The 18464-nt window shown below is 64.5% G+C and carries 17 protein-coding genes and 2 tRNA genes; 6 read left to right on the top strand and 13 right to left on the bottom strand.

Going from position 1 to position 18464, the window contains the following annotated elements; genetic code table 11:
- The first annotated feature begins 59 nt into the window (after nucleotides 1-59).
- Nucleotides 60-1145 (top strand): pyridoxal phosphate-dependent aminotransferase, encoded by a 1086-nt coding sequence (locus D3877_RS05040; RefSeq protein ID WP_119829625.1) that lies wholly within the window; start codon nucleotides 60-62, stop codon nucleotides 1143-1145.
- A gap of 428 nt (nucleotides 1146-1573) precedes the next feature.
- On the opposite strand, the gene D3877_RS05035 is transcribed toward D3877_RS05040, so the two are convergent.
- The 7 genes from D3877_RS05035 to D3877_RS05005 form a co-directional block, all read right to left on the bottom strand.
- Nucleotides 1574-2191 (bottom strand): GNAT family N-acetyltransferase, encoded by a 618-nt coding sequence (locus tag D3877_RS05035; protein ID WP_119829624.1) that lies wholly within the window; start codon nucleotides 2189-2191, stop codon nucleotides 1574-1576.
- Nucleotides 2167-2616 (bottom strand): GNAT family acetyltransferase, encoded by a 450-nt coding sequence (locus D3877_RS05030; protein ID WP_119829623.1) that lies wholly within the window; start codon nucleotides 2614-2616, stop codon nucleotides 2167-2169. Before D3877_RS05030 ends, D3877_RS05035 begins: the two co-directional genes overlap by 25 nt.
- Nucleotides 2617-2620: 4 nt before the next feature.
- Nucleotides 2621-3520 (bottom strand): sulfurtransferase, encoded by a 900-nt coding sequence (locus D3877_RS05025; protein WP_119829622.1) that lies wholly within the window; start codon nucleotides 3518-3520, stop codon nucleotides 2621-2623.
- A gap of 59 nt (nucleotides 3521-3579) precedes the next feature.
- Nucleotides 3580-4287 (bottom strand): alanyl-tRNA editing protein, encoded by a 708-nt coding sequence (locus tag D3877_RS05020; protein ID WP_119829621.1) that lies wholly within the window; start codon nucleotides 4285-4287, stop codon nucleotides 3580-3582.
- 19 nt (nucleotides 4288-4306) lie between these two features.
- The gene (locus D3877_RS05015; protein ID WP_119829620.1) at nucleotides 4307-5308 is read right to left on the bottom strand and encodes a cysteine synthase A; all 1002 of its coding nucleotides are present in this window, start codon (nucleotides 5306-5308) and stop codon (nucleotides 4307-4309) included.
- A gap of 108 nt (nucleotides 5309-5416) precedes the next feature.
- Nucleotides 5417-6037, bottom strand: coding sequence for an NUDIX domain-containing protein (locus tag D3877_RS05010; RefSeq protein ID WP_119829619.1), 621 nt, complete (start codon nucleotides 6035-6037; stop codon nucleotides 5417-5419).
- Between the two features lie 87 nt (nucleotides 6038-6124).
- Complete coding sequence (locus D3877_RS05005) at nucleotides 6125-7168, bottom strand: S1C family serine protease (RefSeq protein ID WP_119829618.1); 1044 nt, start codon at nucleotides 7166-7168, stop codon at nucleotides 6125-6127.
- 189 nt (nucleotides 7169-7357) lie between these two features.
- On the opposite strand from D3877_RS05005, the gene D3877_RS05000 reads away from it, so the two are divergent.
- A complete protein-coding gene (locus D3877_RS05000; protein WP_119830793.1) occupies nucleotides 7358-7591 on the top strand; it encodes a hypothetical protein in 234 nt (77 codons plus the stop codon).
- Between the two features lie 18 nt (nucleotides 7592-7609).
- Here the strand turns inward: D3877_RS05000 and D3877_RS04995 are convergent, their stop codons facing one another.
- Both D3877_RS04995 and D3877_RS04990 read right to left on the bottom strand, forming a co-directional pair.
- Nucleotides 7610-7837, bottom strand: coding sequence for a hypothetical protein (locus tag D3877_RS04995; protein WP_119829617.1), 228 nt, complete (start codon nucleotides 7835-7837; stop codon nucleotides 7610-7612).
- A gap of 294 nt (nucleotides 7838-8131) precedes the next feature.
- Nucleotides 8132-8207, bottom strand: a tRNA-Asn gene (locus D3877_RS04990).
- 275 nt (nucleotides 8208-8482) lie between these two features.
- Here D3877_RS04990 and D3877_RS04985 point away from each other — a divergent pair.
- Nucleotides 8483-9841, top strand: coding sequence for a flagellar hook-basal body complex protein (locus D3877_RS04985; RefSeq protein WP_119829616.1), 1359 nt, complete (start codon nucleotides 8483-8485; stop codon nucleotides 9839-9841).
- 98 nt (nucleotides 9842-9939) lie between these two features.
- Here the strand turns inward: D3877_RS04985 and D3877_RS04980 are convergent.
- Together D3877_RS04980 and D3877_RS04975 are read right to left on the bottom strand one after the other, a co-directional pair.
- Nucleotides 9940-10013: transfer RNA gene (locus tag D3877_RS04980), tRNA-Cys, on the bottom strand.
- A 146-nt stretch (nucleotides 10014-10159) separates the two neighbouring features.
- Nucleotides 10160-10993, bottom strand: coding sequence for a YdcF family protein (locus D3877_RS04975; RefSeq protein WP_119830792.1), 834 nt, complete (start codon nucleotides 10991-10993; stop codon nucleotides 10160-10162).
- A 160-nt stretch (nucleotides 10994-11153) separates the two neighbouring features.
- On the opposite strand from D3877_RS04975, the gene D3877_RS29730 reads away from it, so the two are divergent.
- From D3877_RS29730 to D3877_RS04965, 3 genes are all read left to right on the top strand, one after another.
- Entirely contained in the window at nucleotides 11154-13112 is a 1959-nt protein-coding gene (locus D3877_RS29730; protein ID WP_158599783.1) for a methyl-accepting chemotaxis protein, read from the top strand.
- 279 nt (nucleotides 13113-13391) lie between these two features.
- Entirely contained in the window at nucleotides 13392-13913 is a 522-nt protein-coding gene (locus tag D3877_RS29285; RefSeq protein WP_147395084.1) for a hypothetical protein, read from the top strand.
- Complete coding sequence (locus D3877_RS04965) at nucleotides 13910-14695, top strand: DUF1828 domain-containing protein (protein WP_119829614.1); 786 nt, start codon at nucleotides 13910-13912, stop codon at nucleotides 14693-14695. Before D3877_RS29285 ends, D3877_RS04965 begins: the two co-directional genes overlap by 4 nt.
- 240 nt (nucleotides 14696-14935) lie before the next feature.
- On the opposite strand, the gene trpE is transcribed toward D3877_RS04965, so the two are convergent.
- Nucleotides 14936-16447, bottom strand: a complete 1512-nt coding sequence (trpE, locus tag D3877_RS04960) for an anthranilate synthase component I (RefSeq protein ID WP_119829613.1) — start codon at nucleotides 16445-16447, stop codon at nucleotides 14936-14938.
- A 46-nt stretch (nucleotides 16448-16493) separates the two neighbouring features.
- Complete coding sequence (locus D3877_RS04955; RefSeq protein ID WP_119829612.1) at nucleotides 16494-18377, bottom strand: peptidylprolyl isomerase; 1884 nt, start codon at nucleotides 18375-18377, stop codon at nucleotides 16494-16496.
- Nucleotides 18378-18464 lie beyond the last annotated feature (87 nt).

Raw genomic sequence — 18464 nt, 5'->3', positions numbered from 1 at the left:
TGGGGTTCAATCATTGCCCGTGACGCGCTGTTCGTTGCAACGCAAACGGAGATGGTTCCATGGATTTGCTCAGCCCGCGCCCCGGTGTCGGCCAGATCAAGCCCTATCGGTCGCAGCGCCCGCCCAAGGATGGGCGGCGCTGGATTGATTTGTCGCTGACGCAAAACCCGTTGGGACCCAGCCGCTTGGCCCTGGCCGCCTACCGCGAGGCCGCCGGGCAGATTCACCGCTACCCCGATTGGAGCCAGGACGCGCTGCGCCACGCCATCGCGCGCCGCCATTCCATCGACGTCGATCACATTGTTTGCACCAGCGGATCGGAAGAGCTGATCCATCTCGTGACCCAGGCCTTCGCCGGGCCGGGGGATGAGGTGCTGTGCCACGAGCATGGCTATCGCGGCTTCCTGAAGGCGATCCGCGCGGCGGGGGCCACGGCGACGATCGCGGCGGAACGGGATCTGGTGGTCGATGTCCAGGCGATGATCGACCGCGCCAACGACCGCACCAAGATTTGTTTCCTCGCCAACCCGAACAACCCGACCGGCACCTACATTCCGGTTGATCTGGTGCAGCGCCTGCGCTCCGGCCTGCCGCCGCACACGCTGTTGGTGCTCGATTCGGCCTACGCCGATTATTGCCGCCGCTCGAACTACAGCGACGGGACGGAGATCGTCGAGAATTCCGACAACGTCCTGATGATTCGCACCTTTTCCAAGATGCACGGCTTGGCCGGTTTGCGGGTCGGTTGGGGCTATGGGCCGCAGCCGGTGATCGAGGCGGTGAACGCCATTCGCGGCGCCTTCAACGTCTCCAGCCCAGCCCAGGCCGCCGCCGCCGCCGCCCTGACCGACGCCGAGCATGAGGAAGCGACCTACGCCCACAACGCCGAATGGCTGCCCTGGCTGTCGCGTGAGTTGGAGCGGGTGGGCCTGCGGGTCTATCCCAGCGTCTGCAACTTCGTCCTGGCCCGCGTGCCGACCGACCCGTCTCTCGGCGTCCAGGCCGTGGTCGATCACCTCGCCCATCGCGGGATTCTGGTGAAGCCGGTCAGCGACTATGGCCTGCTCGACTGCCTGCGCATCACGGTGGGGCGCGAAGAAGAAAACAAGGCGCTGGTCGTGGCGCTTGCGGAGGTGTTGGGGTAGCGCCAATCGTGGGCAGGATTTTTGACACCGATGAACACAGATGAACACAGATAAAAATGATGTGATTTGTTGGGTGATCCGCGCCGGTGCATTGCTGGATCGTCAAAGATTTGATTGCCTTCCGCAGAAAGCGGATTGGCCTAATTCTTAGTCCATCTATGTTTATCTGTGTTCATCGGTGTCAAAAAAATTTTCCGTTCTTCACTCCACACTCGGAGGTTCTTGGGCGGCGTCAATCGTGGGCAGGATTTTTGACACCGATGAACACAGATAAACACAGATAAGAATGATGATTTTATTGGGCGATCCGCGTCGGTGCATTGCTGGATCGTCAAAGATTTGATTGTCTCCAGCAGAAAGCGGATTCGCCTAATTCTTAGTCCATCTGTGTTTATCTGTGTTCATCGGTGTCAAAAAATCCCTCATTCTCACTCCACAATCGGAATGTGCGGCCCCGCGCTTTTTGGCAGCGGTCCGCCGATCCGTGGATCCTTGATCTCCCGCACCACATGGCGCACCGGGACGAAGCCCATGCGTTGGTACAGCGGCAAGGCGCGCGGGTGGTCGAAGCTGCATGTGTTGACCACCAGCTTCTTGGCGCCGCCCTGCCACGCCAGCCGGATCGCCGTGTCGAGCAGCCAGGGGCCAAGCTTGTAGCCGATGAAGTCGGGCAGCATGCCGAAATAGGCCAGATCGGTCGCCGCCTCGCGCCGGTCGATTTCGGCGTAGCCCGCCGGGGTTCCGTTCACATACAGCACCCAGACCTCGACCAGCGGATCGTTCAGGCTGCGCTCCAGCTCCTTGCGGGCCATGCGGCGACGCTCGTGCCACAGCCACGGCTCGCCCACCGTGTCGTAGAGATAGCGGTAGAAGGACCAGCTCGGCGGGTTGGCGCGGACCAGAGCCAGATCGCCCTTGGGGCGCTCCAGCGGCGCGTGAGCGGGCGGGGCCGTCATCTCCAGATAGGTGACGATGACGGACAGATGACCGGGTTTCACGGCGGTCGGCAAAGCGGGGCGCATCAGCGAGAAGGTTTCGTCAGCCATTTTTGCATCATCGTTGCCGGTGATTTGGCATAGCCCAACCGCTCGTAGAAGGCCAGCGCCCCTAGGTTGGATTCGCGCACCAAAAGCTGAAGCTTGGGCATTCCGGCCTCGATCAGCCACGCCTCGGCGGCTTCGACCATCCGGCGGCCATGTCCCTGGCCCTGAAAGGCCGGATCGACCGCCAGATAGTAAATCCAGCCGCGATGACCGTCATGGCCAACCATGACGCTCGACAGGATCAAACCGTCGAGCGTGCCGAGCAAAATGGTGGCGTTCGGCTTGGACAGGGCCAGCGCAATGTCGGCCAGCGGGTCGTTCCAGGGAACCACCAGCCCGCAGGCCGCCCACAGCGCCGCCACCGCGTCGCGATCACGCGGATCGCAGACGCGGATGGCCAGCAGGGGCGTGGGTTTGCCGCCGCTCATCCGCTCATCCGACCCGGGGACCGACATCCATCGGCAGATCGGCGCGCAAGCCCCATTCCGCCCAGGACCCGTCATAAATCGCCACGTCGGTCTTGCCCGCCGTCGCCAAGGCCAGCGCGATGACGCAGGCGGTGATGCCGCTGCCGCAGGAGGCCACCACCGGACGGTCGAGATCCAACCCGGCGGCCTTGGCCCTGGCCGCGATGACGTCCGGCGGCAGCAGGGTTTTGCTGTCGCCGTCGATCAGGTCGGTGTGGGGCAGGTTGAAGCTTCCCGGAATGCGCCCGCTGCGGCGGCCCGGCCAGGGTTCGGCGGCGGCCCCTTCGAAACGGGCTTGGGCGCGGGCGTCGGTCACTTGATCGGCGGAGCGGTCGATGTTGGCCAACACGTCGTCCACGCTGCGGACCAAAGCCGGGCGCAGGGTGGCGGTGAAGACCCGCGCCTCCGGGGCCGGGGCCGGGCCGGACTCGGTCGGGCGACCCTCCGCCAGCCATTTCGGCAAACCGCCGTCCAGCACGGCCACCCGGTCAGAACCGAACAGCCGGACCATCCACCACACCCGCGCCGCCGCCGTGGCGATTCCGGCGCTGTCGTAGGTGACGATGGTGTCGCCGTCGCCAACGCCCAACGCGCCGATCTTGGCGGCGAAGGTCGCGGCGTCGGGGACCATGTGGGGCAGGGGGTGGGTGTCGGGGGCGGACACGTCGTCCACGTCGCAGAATTGCGCGCCGGGAATCCGGGTGGCGGTGAATTCGCCGTGGGTGTCGCGGTTCTGCGACGGGAAATACCAGGAGCAATCAAGGACGCGCAGGCCGGGGCGGCCCAGATTGCGGGCCAGCCAGTCGGTGGAAACGACGGGGCCGGGCAGGGTGTCGACGGGCAGGGTGTCGACCGAATCGGTCATGGCGGCGGTTCCTTGCTGTGAGTGGGCGCGGTCAGTCCGCAGCGGTCAGTCCAAACTGGTCAGTCCACCAGCGCTATGACGACGCGGCGGTTCTGCTTGCCCTTGTTTTCGATTTTCACCACCTCGATGGCGCCGATTTCCCCGGTGCGGGCGACGTGGGTGCCGCCGCAGGGTTGCAGATCGACGGCCTCGATGTTCAGCAGGCGGACGCGGCCCGATCCGGTCGGCGGCTTCACCGACATGGTGCGCACCAGCTCCGGCGCCGCCGCCATCTCCGCGTCGGTGATCCAGCGGGTGGTGACGGGGGTGTCCGCCGCGATCCGCGCGTTGACGGCGGCGGCGATGGCGTCCTTGTCCAGGCTTTCGGCGGGGACGTTGAAATCCAGGCGGCTCTTGTCCGCGCCGATCTGCCCGCCGGTGACGGACCCCGGCACCACCGCGCACAGCAGGTGCAGGGCGGTGTGCATCCGCATGTGGCGGTGGCGGCGGTCCCAATCGATCACCGCTTCCACGACAGCGCCGACGGCGGGCGGCGTGGCGGCGGGGTCGAGAACATGGATGACGTCGTCGGCGCCGCCCTCGCCCTTCACCGTGTCGGCGACGCGGATTTCGCCGCCGTCAAAGCGCAGAAAGCCGGTGTCGCCGGGCTGGCCGCCGCCGGTCGGGTAGAAGACCGTGCGGTCGAGCCGGACGCCGCGCTCGTCCACCGAAAGCACGGTGGCGGCGCAGCGTTGGGTGTAGGCGTCCTCGCGAAACAGCGCGTCCATGAACCCTCGCGACAATGAATCAGTCGAGCCAATCCGGCACAGGGAGATTCTTCTCACGGAGGAAGGCCGGATTGAAGAGTTTCGATTGGTAACGCTGCCCGCCATCGCACAAAATCGTCACGACGGTGTGGCCGGGGCCAAGATCGCGGGCCACCCGCATGGCGGCGGCGATGTTGATCCCCGACGAGCCGCCCAGCACCAGACCTTGCGTCTTGATGAGGTCGAAGATGATCGGCAGCGCTTCGTCGTCGGTGATTTGCAGGGCCTGGTCGATGGGCGCGCCTTCCAGATTGGCGGTGATGCGGCCCTGGCCGATGCCCTCGGTGATCGAGCTGCCCTCGGCCTTCAATTCACCGAAGGCGTAGTAATGGAACAGCGACGCGCCCATCGGGTCGGCCAGCGCGATGCGGATGTTGGGGTTGCGCTCTTTCAAGGCCAGCCCGATTCCGGCCAGCGTGCCGCCGCTGCCGACGGCGCAGGTGAAGGCGTCGATCCGCCCGCCGGTCTGTTCCCAAATCTCCGGGCCGGTGGTCAGGCGATGGCCCTCGCGGTTGGCGGTGTTGTCGAACTGGTTGGCCCAGACGACGCCGTTCGGCTCGGTCTTCGCCAACTCCTCGGCCAGACGGCCGGAGAAGCGGACGTAATTGTCCGGGTTGGAATAGGGAACCGCCGGAACCAGACGGAGATCAGCGCCGACGAGGCGCAGCATGTCCTTTTTCTCCTGGCTCTGGGTTTCCGGCATGACGATGACGGTGCGATAGCCCAGCGCGTTGCCGACCAGCGCCAGACCGATGCCGGTGTTGCCCGCCGTGCCTTCGACGATGGTGCCGCCGGGGCGCAGCGCCCCGCGCGCGACCGCGTCCTGCACGATGGCCAGCGCCGCGCGGTCCTTCACTGACCCGCCGGGGTTGAGGAATTCCGCCTTGCCGAGAATCTCGCACCCCGTCGCCTGCGACGGGCCTTCCAGGCGGATCAGCGGGGTGTTGCCGATGGCGCCGATAAAGCCGTTGCGAATATCCACGGCAAACTCTCCTGAGACAATGTGGTGTTTGATCGATTCACTATCGGTGTTTGGAATGCGTGATTCAAGGCCGCGCTGTGAAACCCTGCATTGAACGAAAAATAATCGTTATTTATGCGCCTCGCCCAACCAGCGCCGACGCAGCGCCTCGCGATGGCGGGCCAGCCAACCGACGGCGATGATGGCGAGCGAGTTGCGCAGACGGTTGGCGTCCATCAGGGCGATGACCTCGTCCACCGGCATGACCATGATGCGGATGTCCTCATGCTCCTCCGCCAGCCCGCCGGTGGCGGCGAGGCCCCGGCTGTCCACCCGCCCGCAATAGACGAAGACCTGTTCGGTGAAGGCGCCGGGGCTGACGAAATAATCGCCGATCAGCTCGATCTCCTGGATGGCGCAACCGGCCTCCTCCATCGCCTCGCGCCGGGCGACCTCCTCCAGCGATTCGCCGGGGTCGACCATCCCGGCGACGATTTCGGTCATCCAGGCCGGGCCGCCGGGAACGGTGGCGGCGGCGACGCGGAACTGTTCGATCATCACCAGCGCGTCCCGCTCGGGGTCATACAGCATGACGCCGACCGCCGGTCCCCGATCACACACCTCGCGTGGCGGCAGGACGTCGGTCCAAGTCCCGTCAAACTTCTTGTGGCGCAGGCGGTAGGAATCGATCCGCAGGAAGCCCTGATACACGGTCTTCTTGTCGAGGATCTCGATGTCGGGGTGGTTCATCGGGCGGGTCCGGTCGCGGTGGGGCGGGAATGGCGGATCTCTACCCCATCCGCCGCCCCGCGTCACAGGCTTGGACGCGTTCCGCCCTCACAAGGTCGGGTTCAGGCGCAGGAAGCGCGCGCGGTCGGCGGACGGCACGGCCACCGGCTCCAGCGTCGCGCCGCGCATGATCTCCAGCGGGATGACCACCCCCGCCGGGCCGACGCCCCAGAGCTTGCGGTAGAAATCGGCCAGCCCGGCGAAACGACCGCCCGCGACTCCGACGATCCAGTCCCCCGCCCGCAGCCCGGCCGTTTCGGCGGGTCCGCGTGGCGACACCCGTTCGACCAGCAGGCGCCCGTTGTCCTCGCGCAGGGTCACGCCCAGCCAGGGGCGGGCGGGTTCCTGCCTTTGTCCATAGGCCAGCAGATCGCCCAGGATCGGTTCCAGCGCCGACACCGGAACGAACATGTTGCCGGGCAGGCCGCGCCCCTCCAACGCCTGGGCGACCAGCAGGGAGCCGACGCCGACCAGCGCCCCGTCGCGGTTGACCAAAGCCGCCCCGTTGAAGGCGCGGATCGGCGGGAAGGTGAACAGCGCGTCGTCCAGCAGATACTCCCAATAGCCCGCGAACTCGCGCTTGCTGACCAGTTGCACCGCCGTCGCGCCGCGCCGCTCGCCGCCGGTCAGGGCGAGCAGCGTGTCGCCCTCGGTCAGCGTGGCGGAGCCGCCCAGCCGCAGCCACGGCGCCGCAAACCCCTGTTCCCCGCGCAACAGCCCGAAACCGCTGACCGTGTCATAAGCCACCAGAGTCGCCGGATAGCGTTTTCCATCCGCCGTCGTCACCTGGATGTCGGAGGCCTCCATCACCGTGTAGCCAATGGTCAGGATCAGCCCGGACCCGTCGATGACGATTCCGCTGCCTTCGCGTTTGGCCCCCAGATTGCGGGAGCTTTGCACGTCGGGCGGGGCGACGGCGGACACGCCGACGATGGCCTGAACCAGCCGTTCCGCGTCCAACCCCTCGGCGCGGGCCGCTGGCGGGGCGAGCCACAGCGCCAGCGCCGCCAACAGCGGCAGGAGCGGGCGCGCGGCGCGCCGCCAATCTGGCCATGGCCGCCGAATTCTGTGGGTTGCGCCGAGGATCCGCATGCTGTCGCCCTCCCGCCCGCGCGCCCGGCGTGGGGGCGCTTCTTATGAGATTGCGCGCGGCGCGACCGCATCAAGACGTCGCCAAACCTTCAAGCGCGATTGCGCGCTGGACGCGCGCGCGCGGGCGTATTGCGCCAGACCGCCGAGGCCGCCATGATGGCCGACGATCACAAAGGGGGCTGGTCCGCGATGAAGCGTCTCGACACCTGTTACACCTGCCGCTTCTGGGAGGGGCAGGGCCTGCGCCAGCGCGGACCGAAGGGCGCGTGTCATCGTTACCCGCCGGTGGTGACGCCGCGCAGCCCGGAAGGCGATTTCCCCGTCACCATCTCCACCGCCTGGTGCGGCGAGTGGAAGCGCGTGGTGTCGCAAGCTGGCGAGGGCGAACCGGACTCCACCATTTACGACGATCTGGTCGGCTGAGTGGACGGGCCTTGCCGCTCAGCGCGGCTGCGGCGTCATAATCAGCGTCCGGGTGCTTTGCGGCAAGGACGGTTCCGAGGCGAACCAGGTTCCTCGCCAATCAGCGCCAAGGACGGCCAGGGCCAGAAGCGCGGCGATGATGGACAAAAGCAACGGCGCGACGCAATCGCGGCTGTGCAACGGCTCGTCATGGTCGAGCAGAAGTCTCGGGTCGCTGGGCGTGTGCAGATGCAGCGGCAAAAACATGGCGGTCCTCCATCAAGGGAGAAGCCCCCGGACCGGCGCCCCCGGACTGGCGTTTATCTTTGAGGACAGCGGGTTTGGCGAATCGCGTCAAACCGGCCAACTGTGTGGGCGGTGGTTCGGAACTGCTGTCAGCTTAATCCTCTGCCTGGGAAAGCGGCAGACTATTCGCGCCGATCCGCATCGTCTTTTGGGCAGCGTGTCGTTCGGACCACACATCACGGACGACCAAGCACGGATGGATGGCGGGCATACGGAAAAGGGCCGAACGCGCGCGGCGTTCGGCCCTTTTCAATCTGGCTCCCGGTGCTGGACTCGAACCAGCGACAAGCGGATTAACAGTCCGCTGCTCTACCAACTGAGCTAACCGGGATCGGTGCCGCGCCGTCTGGCGAGCGCCGGTGTTGGCGTGGGCGGGTGTATAGCGAAACATTGACGGCCTGCCAAGCCCTATTTGCCAAAAAATTGGCGGGGGCGTTCGGCGGCGCCTCAGCGATGCGGAGCATTTGGGACGAAATATATCTTTTTTGCGCTGGGCTGACTTTTCTGCCGAAACGGAGCGCAGGACGGGTCTGCGCCGGTTCGTAGCAGTGAGGTTGAAATCCGTTCGCCCCGTGGCTGGGCGTGCCGCAAAGGGAGTGTCCGGCGATGTCGTTGACCACGATCATGAACAAGGGCGTCACCGGGTTGACCGCGCAGTCGGCGGCGCTCAGCACCATTTCCGACAACATCGCCAATTCCACCACCACCGGCTACAAGGCCTCCGAAACCGAATTCAGCGCGCTGGTGGCGCAAGGCTCCTCCTTCGACGGGTCCGGCGTGCGCGCCGACGCCCGGCTTCTGGCCGACAAAAGCGGCACGATCAGCCAAACCGGCGTGACGACCAACGCCGCCATCGTCGGGCGTGGCTTTTTCGCCGTCACCACGGTGGATTCGACCACCAGCAAGGCGACCAGCGTCAACAGCTCGGCCAGCAACATTCCCGAACTGACCCGCGCGGGCGATTTCCAGCAGGACAATTTCGGCCATCTGGTCAACGGGTCGGGCCGCGCCCTGATGGGCTTCGCCGTTGATCCGGCCAACCCGACCGCCAGTTCCTCCACCAGCAGCGCCGCCGATCTGCAATTGGTGTCGCTGGACAAGGCGCAAAGCTATTACGCGACGACGTCGCAAATTTCCCTGAACGCCACCTTGCCCGGCGAACTGGCGGTCGGGCAGACGCCCGGCGCCGACAACACGGTCGGCGTGTCCATCCCGGTGGTGGACAAGACCGGCGCGGCGGGCAGCGTCGATTTGCGTTTTATGAAGACCGCCAGCAACGCCGACGGCACCAGCGTGTGGACGGCTTACCGGGCTGGAGCCACGAACGGCGACGGCTCCGCCGCTGGCGGGGCGAGCGTCAGCGACCCGGCCAGTTGGCAGTCGTTGGGCACGCTGTCCTTCGCGGCGGACGGCACGTTGAGCGGCGGAACCAAGGGAATCAACGCGACCTTGGCCTTGGGCGCGGTCGGCGATCTTCCCGCCATGACGGTCGATCTGGGCGGCTACGGCTCGACCGGCGACGCGATGAACACCACGGTGGGCAGCGCGGCGGTGGGGACGACCATCAGCAACGTGGCGGTCTCCAACGACGGGATCCCCTCGGGCAGCCTGCAAAGCGTTGATCTGACATCGGACGGCTTTGTGCGCGGCACCTTTGATGGCGGCAAGACGCGTGATTTTTTCCGGGTTCCCGACGTGACGGTGGTCAACGCCACCGATCTGGAGGCCCAATCCGGCACGGCCTATCAGGTCACGACCGACTCCGGCGGCATCACCTTCCGCGATTTCGGAACCGGGCAGGCCAGCGGCGAATCTCTGGCGGTTGGCTCAATCGAAGGCTCCAACGTGTCCATCGAAGGGCAATTCACCACGCTCATCACCGCCCAACGCGCCTATTCCGCCTCGTCCAAAATCATCAGCACGGGCGATGAGATGACGCAGACGGTCTTGGGCATGCTGAACTGACGGCGGTCGGGCGCGCCGCCACCCCAACAACCCGGCAATAAAAAAGCCTCGCGAAAGCGAGGCTTGTCGGCGGCTATTGCCACAGCTCAAGGTCGGGATGGAGGCACGGGCGGGAATCGAACCCACGTACACGGATTTGCAGTCCGCTGCATCACCACTCTGCCACCGCGCCATCCCAACCGGCTCCGACGCAGTCCTTGTGGGGCCGCGCCGTGGTGTGGAGCGGTGATATAGCGCCCCACGGCGACACGGTCAAGCGAATGGTGACGGTTTTATCAACGAAAAGAGATCCTTGGGCCAACAGGTCGTTGCGCGCGCTCACGGCGCCGGGAACAGGGCGTCGGTCCGCTCCATCAGATGATAGGAGAACAGGCCGAGCCATTCCCGCACCGCGTCGCCCAGCAAGACCAGGGGGCGATCCAGTTCCGCCGGAACGAAGGGACTGGCGTCGTGGCGGGTGCGGTAATCGACGGGGTGGGGCGTCACCGGCCAACCAAGCTTGCGGAAAATCCCGACCGAGCGCGGCATGTGCGCCGCCGACGTCACCAACACCCACCGTTCCCCTGGCTTGGGAACGACCAGAGTTTGGCTGAACAGGGCGTTTTCCCAAGTGTTGCGGGATTCCGTCTCGTAGATCACCCGTCCGTCGGGAATCCCCGCCTGAGCCAGAACGGCGCGGATGGTTTGGTCCTCCTTGACGTCCTGCCCGAACAGGTTGCCGGAGCCGCCGGTGAACACGGCGCGCGCCTCCGGGTGGCGGCGGATCAGGTCGGCGAAGGCGAAAATGCGCTCGGCGGCGTCGTTGACCGAAGGGTCGCCGCGATTGGCGGTGAGTTGCGGGTTGACCGCCCCGCCCAGCATGATGATTCCGTCCACCCGTTCCGGCTCCACCAGACGGGGAAAGCGGTTTTCCAGCGGCAGGGCGACCAGGGCCGCCAGCGGCGTCATCGTCACCAACAGAAACGACAGGCAGACCAGGGCGACCAGCCGCTCCCCCGCCCGCCGCCAGCGCGGCAGGCGCAGCGCGACGACGCCGATGGCCAGCAGAACAACCAGGGCGTTTCCGGGATTCACCAACCCCCACAGCAATTTCGACAGGGCGAAGGACGACACCGGATCACTCCGCGCGGTGGAGAAGGGCGGGGCGAGCATAGGCGCGGCGCGGGGTTGCTGGCAACGCGCGTGGCTGATGACACAAAAACGACACCAAAGCTTAACAAGGACGTCGTCACAGCGGCGTACATGTTGGCCGCTCCGTTTGGTCAGGATTGATCTTGCGGGCGTTCGGATCTGTCCAAAGGAACCCTGGCCCATGCTGTCCAACCTCTCCATCGGCACGCGGATCGCGTTGTTGGTCGTCGCCTCGCTGGTCACGCTGGGCTTGCTGGGGGGGACCATCGTCGTCGGGGCGGGGCAGGTGTTCGAGGCGACGGCGGAAATGAACCGCTTCCGCGAGATTTACGAGCGCACCACCGACATCGAGCGCCGGGTCGCCCGTTTGCAGTTCCAAGGCCAGCGTTTCGTGATGGAGCGGGACGAGGACGCCGCGCGCTCCTTCGAGGCCAACGCCAACGAGGCGGTGGGCCTGCTGACCGACATCAAGAGCAGCGCCGGCGTCCTGATGGAGGCGAACGACATCGACCAGGTGACGCAGGGGCTGGCCGGTCTGAACGGCCAGTTCACCAATGTGGTGGACAAGGCCAAGGAGCTGGGCTTGACCGACGAGGCGGGGTTGCGCGGCAAGCTGCGGACCTCGGCCAAGCAGATCGAGGACGAGTTGAAGCAGTGGCCGAACGCCGACAAATTGACCAGCCGCATGGAATCGATGCGCAAGATGGAGAAGGACTTCATCATCTATCAGGACGAGGGGATGCTGTCCGGCCACCGCAAGGCCTTCAACGAATTCACCTTCTTCCTGGCCGATTCCGGCCTGGACGACGCCACCCAGGTCAAGCTGGAAAAGCTGGCGCGCGTCTATCGCGGGGATCTCGGCAAATTCGTCGATGGCAGCAAGGCGTTCCGCGCCCAGGTGGCGAGCTTCAACGAGACCTTCCAGGCGCTGGTGCCGCGCTTCGACGCGCTGCTGGTCAACGCGAACTCGGGCATGACCGGGGCGGTGGACAAACAGAACGCCGTTCGTGAGGACGTCATCGCCAACGCCCTGATGGCTGGCTCCGTCCTGCTGGTCGGCTTCATCGTCACCAGCCTGTTCGTCGCCCGCAGCATCACCACCCCCTTGCGTTTGATCGAGGCGGCGATGGAAAAGCTGGCGTCGGGCGACCGCGAGGCCGCCGTTCCCGGCACCAAGCGCGGCGACGAGATTGGCTCGATGGCCCGCGCGGTGTCGGTGTTCAAGGACAATCTGCAACGCACCCACGATCTGGAAATCGAAGCGCGCGAATCCGAACGCCGGGCCGAGGCCGACCGCAAGGCGTCGCTGCGCGTCGTCGCCAATGATTTTGACGTGGCCTTTGGCCGGGTGCTGGGCACCGTCGGCAGCGCCACCGAGCAGATCCGCAACGGCGCCCATCTGCTGCGCGACATCGCCGAAACGATGAAGAACCAGGCCCTGCACACCGCCGAGAAGGCCGATCAGACGTCGGAGGTGGTCGGCATCGTCAACACGGTGTCGCAAACGCTGACCACCTCGATCGGCGAGATCGGCGGGCGGGTCAACACCACCTCGACGGCGGTGGAGCGCGCGGTCAACCGGGCGCGCCAGAGCGACGCGGCGGTGCAGGCGCTGGCCGACAGCTCGCAGCGCATCGGCGAGATCGTCCGCCTCATCACCGACATCGCCGGGCAAACCAACCTGCTGGCCCTCAACGCCACCATCGAGGCGGCCCGCGCGGGCGAGGCTGGCAAGGGCTTCGCCGTGGTGGCGCAAGAGGTCAAGGTGCTGGCCAACCAGACCGCCAAGGCCACCGAGGACATCGGCAGCCAGATCGGCGCCATCCAGGGCGCGACGGCGGACGTGGTGGACGCCATCCGCGCCATCCGCAGCACGGTGGAGGAGGTTCAAGTCCTGTCGAGCGAGGTGTCCGCCGCCGTCAGCCAGCAGTTGGAGCACACCCAAAAAATCGCCTCGGCGGTCGACCGCGCCACCCACAACTCGCATGAAGTGTCGGAAAGCGTCAGCACCATGGCGATCACCGCCGCCGAAACCGGAAAATCCGCCATCGAAATGATGTATTCCGCCGGTCAGCTCACCACCGAACTGCACCAACTGGAAACCGACGCCGACCGCTTCGTCGCGTCGATCAAGGTGTGAGGAAGATTTTCTGTCGACTTTCCCCATATAGAAGCTCTCAGTTCGTCGTAGGACTGGGAGTTGTTATAATTTTCTCTCTTTATTCTCTGACGAGATGGAATATATCTATAATTCACAAAACAAAACAGTGTTTTCCAAAAGGGGTTTCGTGATGGATTATGATTTTTAAAGCCAATCAAAAAATTCTGACAATGCCGAGTGTGTATCCGAATTATTGTATAAAATATAATTAGAGACCCTTTTAAGAATTGGCAGTCTTGTCAGGGCTTCGTATATGTGATGAAATTTCTCGCTAAAGGTGGTGGTGAGGCCGGTTCAATGGATCTTGTTGATGTTATCCGTGCAGAAAAGCGGAATGTGAAGGTGCAGGAATGGAAGGAGGGGAAGGTTCCCAAGGGGCAATTTCCCCTCTCGAAGTCCAAGGCCGGTGTCGTGGTCGGTCGCGGATGGGAGTGGCGCATCGTAACATTTGAGGCGTTGAATGAGCGCTTTCGAGTTTTAATCAAATTAAACCTAGAGCGACAGTACTATGCCGCAGTTCTTGGTCTCGAAAAAGGTCAAGATACAATCGTCTTGTGCCATCACGAGTTGCATGTTTCGCATCGGAACTGGCATTGCCATTATATTCGTGGTAATGTAACGACTGCTCTTCCTGGTGTTCTTCGGGATATGGATAGGATGTCTGGCTGGCCGCGCTCGTCTGATACTCCCTGTAGTGTTGAGTTTAAGGTTACAAAGGGAAATGCAGTGTCCATTGCGGCGGCGCGTTTTCAGTTCCAGGCTCAGGGGGGACTTCTATGAACCTCAAAGAGCAAATTTGCCTATCGCTCTGTGCTGGCTTTGTAGTTCGCCCCGTGCCGATGGGTTTTGCGATTAAATCACCATTCTCATGGTTTACGGGAGATGCGTTGACCTTCTATGGCCGTGTTAAGGGCGGGCTCATCAGATTTGAAGATGATGGTCTAACCATTAGCGAGCTGGAAGGTGCTGGCGTCGATTTATCGACGGACGCTCGCTTGGAGATCATGGGGACGCTGCTAAGGGAGCACAGCATCACATATGATGAGACCGATGTTTTGTTCCATTCGGACTGGGTGCCGGAGGCGGATGCTGGCTCTCAGGTGGCTCAGTTTCTGTCGTTCCTGACTCGCGTTCAGGACCTCCTGTTCACCACGAGAGAAAGGGTGGTTGGTACATTTCGTGATGACCTGCTTGCGGCGATAACGGAAAGGTTGGGCGGAGAAGCAACAATATCGACGGACGAGGCACCTGTTCCTCGGCTGTCAGATTACGTTGTTGATATAATTGTAAAACATAAGAGTGGAAAGACGGCAGCAATATTTCCAGCATTAAGTGAGCAAAGAGCTTTGGAGGCAATTCTGTTTTCCAAAGAAATTGAACTGAAGAAAGTATCGAATATTATTCCGTTTTTAATATATGAGGATGCATCTGTCAAGTGTGTGAGCAAGAGAACTAAGTCAAGAGCAATGAACAGCGACTTAGAAATGGCCGCTTGGGATGGCGGGCAAGTGGATGTTGTGGAAAAAGTTGCGAAGTACTTAAGGCGAAATGCTTTTGGTTAGTCTATCTCAGGTTGGAAGATTCAAAAATGGTATTAACAGGCACGGTTGCGGCGAAAGAAAATCAGTTTTTGAGAGCAAGCCACGGTGCGTTGAGAAGATAACGCCTGATGTTGATGTGAGAGACCGCAAAGCCCCGGAGTAACCTCCGGAGCTTTTTTGATCTCCAAAATCAATTCTAGGTTTAAAGTGGGTGCAGATGTATTTTTTGATATCTGTTCGATACTTGGCGAAAACGGCCTCTCACCGTTCCGACGTCGCCCGCACGGTTTCTTCCGCCGCGCGGATCAGGGCCTTGGCCTTGTTGACGGTTTCCTGATATTCGGATTCTGGGTCGCTGTCGGCGACGACGCCGCCGCCCGCCTGGACATACATCATGCCGTCCTTCAGCACGGCGGTGCGGAGCGCGATGCAGGTGTCCATGGCGCCGGACGCGCCGAAATAGCCCACGCAGCCCGCATAGACGCCGCGCCGGGCCTTTTCCAGATCGTCGATGATCTGCATGGCGCGGACCTTGGGCGCGCCCGAGACGGTTCCGGCGGGGAAACCGGCGACCAGCGCGTCGAGCGCGTCGAATTTCGGGTCCAGGTCGCCCTCGACGTTCGACACGATGTGCATGACGTGGCTGTACAGCTCGACGATCATCTTGGACGTCACCTTGACGGTGCCGATCTTCGCCACCCGGCCGACGTCGTTGCGGCCAAGGTCGAGCAGCATCAGATGCTCGGCCAATTCCTTGGGATCGCTCAGCAGATCGTCGGCCAGCGCCCGGTCTTCCTCCGGCGTCGCGCCGCGCTTGCGGGTTCCGGCGATGGGACGCACCGTCACCTTGCCGTCGCGCACGCGGACGAGAATCTCCGGGCTGGAGCCGACGACGGTCAACTCGCCGAAATCGCAATGGAACAGGAAGGGCGACGGGTTCAGGCGGCGCAGCGTGCGGTACAGGGCCAGCGGCGACGGCTTGAAGGGGAAGCGGATGCGCTGCGACGGCACCACCTGGAAGATGTCGCCCGCCCGGATGTACTCCTTCGCCGTCTCGACCATGGCGTGATACTCGGCCTGGGTCGTGTTGGACGTCCAGGCCAGCGGCAGGCCCGCTTCGCTGCGCGGCTCGCGCCGGTAGGGCAGCGGGCGTTCCAGATCGGACAGCGCGTCGGTCAGCCGTTCGCGCGCGTCGGCGTAGGCGGCGGCGGAATCCACCCCCGGCTTCGGCCAGACCGGCGTGACCAGCGTGATCGAATCGGTGTGGCTGTCGAAGATCGCCACGATGCTGGGGCGGGTCAGGATGGCGTCGGGAATGTTCAGCTCGTCCGGGTTGGCGTCGGGCAGACGCTCCATCAGACGGACCATGTCGTAGGTCAGATAGCCGAACAGACCGGCGGCCATCGGCGGCAGCTCCGCCGGAAGGTCGATGCGGCTTTCGTTGATGAGCGCGCGCAACGCCTCCAACGGGGCGGCGTCGAGCGGCTGGTAGGCGGCGGAATCATGCAGGGCGTCGCGGTTGATCTCCGCCTTCGACCCGCGCGACCGCCACACCACGTCGGGCTTGAAGCCGATCACCGAATAGCGGTCGCGCCGCGACCCGGCCCCGCGCTCCGCCGATTCCAACAGAAAGCCGAAGGGCCGCCCGTCCGCCAGCTTCATGTAGGCCGACACCGGGGTTTCCAGATCGCTGACCAGGGTGGTCCACACCACCTGGGGCCGTCCGGCGGCGTAAACGGCGTCGAAGGCGGTGTGTTCGGGCTGGACCTTCACGGGATCGAACCTTTGTCAGAGGACGGACGCGGCGGGGCCGCGCGTCTCAGTTGTTGGCGGCGAAGAACTGGTCGATGCGCTGGCGGTGGATCTGCACCGGGTAGCGGACGCGCAGGGCGGCGCCGAACTGGGCCATCAGATCGCTTTCCACGCCCTGGTTGACGCTGGTCTCCAGCGGGCCGAACGTCGCGTCCGGGGCGGCGGGATCGGCGGGGATGATTTCGCGCAGGCGGGCGACGATCTGCGAATCGGCGCTGGTTCCGCTGACCACCTCGCCCGGCTTGGCGGCGAACAGCTTGGCCACCAGATCGCCGGGCAGGCCGTTCACCGACTTGGCGTCGCGGGCGAAGGGAACCGTCATGGCGGCGCTGGCGCCGGACTGGCTGGCGACGTCCTGGGCGGCGGCCTCCAGACCCTTGGTCAGCTTGGTGGCGATCTCTTCGGCCTTCTTGGCGGCCAGGGCGGCGCGCTGGTCGTTCTGCCAGCCGGCGACGACCTGATCGCGCACCTCGGCCAGCGGACGCAGGGCCGCCGGGATCACGCTGTCCACGCGGACGGCGGTGAAGACGCTGCCTTGCCCCTCGGACAGGTTGGTGGCCGCGCCCGCCTTCAATTGGAAGACGTTCGGCAGCAGGGCCTTCAGGGCGGGCAGGGTGGGGGCGGCGTCCTTGCCGTCCGGGGCCTTGCCGCTGCTGTCCACCGCCGCGACCTTGCTCAACACCAGCCCTTGGGCCTTCGCCACCTCTTCCAGCGGCGCGCCGCTGGCGAGCTGGTCTTCGACCCGGTTGGCGATGGCGAACACGGCGTCGAGCGCCTTTTCCTTGCGGATGTCGGCGGCGAGCTGGCCGCGCACCTCGTCAAAGCTCTTGGTTGATCCGGCCTGAACGCCGGTGACGGCCAGGACGTGCCAGCCAAGCCCGCTCTTGATCGGCTCGCTGGTCTTGCCTTGCTCCAGCGCGAAGGCGGCGTCGCCCAGTTCGGGCAGTTCGGCCCGCGCGACGCCGTCGAGCGTTAGCGGCTCGACCCCGGCCTCTTTGGCGGCGTCGGCCAGACCCTTGGTCTTGGCCGCTTCGGCGATGGCCTTGGCCTTGGCCTCGTCATCGACGACGGTCATCAGGATGTTGCGCTTTTCCGGCGTGCCGAATTCGGCGGCGCGCTCGTCGTACGCGGCGCGGAGCTGGGCGTCGTCGATCTTGATGTCGGCGGCCAGCGCGTCGGGCGACAGTTGGGCCACGGTCAGGGCGCGGTATTCCGGCGCGGTGAAGCGGACCTGATGGTCCTCATAGGCGCGGGTGATCTCGGCCTCGTCCGGGCTGCCGACGTCGCCGACGGACGCGTTGGTCAGCGTCACCACCTCGGCCACGCGCTTTTCGCCACGGAAGCGGTAGAGCGCCTGGGTCAGCGTCTTGGGCGCGGCGACCCCGGCGTTGACGGCGCCCGCGACCAACTCGCGCGCGGTCTCGCGGCGAATCAGGGCGATGTAGCCGTCTTCGGTCAGTTGATTGTTGCGCAGCACGGTGCGGAACATGTTCGGGTCGAACTGGCCCTGCTGGTTGCGGAAGGCCGGTTCGTCGGCGATGCGGAGCTTGACCACCTCCGGCCCGACGGCGATTCCGGCGTCCTTGGCGGCAAGGTCGAACAGCGCGCGCTGGATCAGCGATTGCAGCGATTGTTCGAGCAGGCCGAACTGCTTGGCCTGTTCGGCGGTCAGATTGCCGCCGAGCATCGGGCGCAGCCGTTCGATCTGGCGGCGGAATTCCTGGTCGAGCGCCTCGCGCCCGATTTCCACCGAACCGACTTCGGCCACCGAGGTTGGCGTGCTGGAGCGGAACACGTCGCCGATCCCCCAGATGCCGAAGCTGAGGATCAACAGCACGAACAGGATCTTGACGACCCATGAACCGGCGAAATTGCGAATGAACTGGAGCATGGGATCCGAATCTAAGCGCGTCGTTCGACCATCTGGCCGGGGCGGCGCATCATAGATAGGGCGCGATGGGGCGGCAACAGCGCATTT

This window comes from Azospirillum cavernae (assembly GCF_003590795.1).
Taxonomy (GTDB): domain Bacteria; phylum Pseudomonadota; class Alphaproteobacteria; order Azospirillales; family Azospirillaceae; genus Azospirillum; species Azospirillum cavernae.
This window is presented reverse-complemented; position numbering and strand designations above follow the sequence as displayed.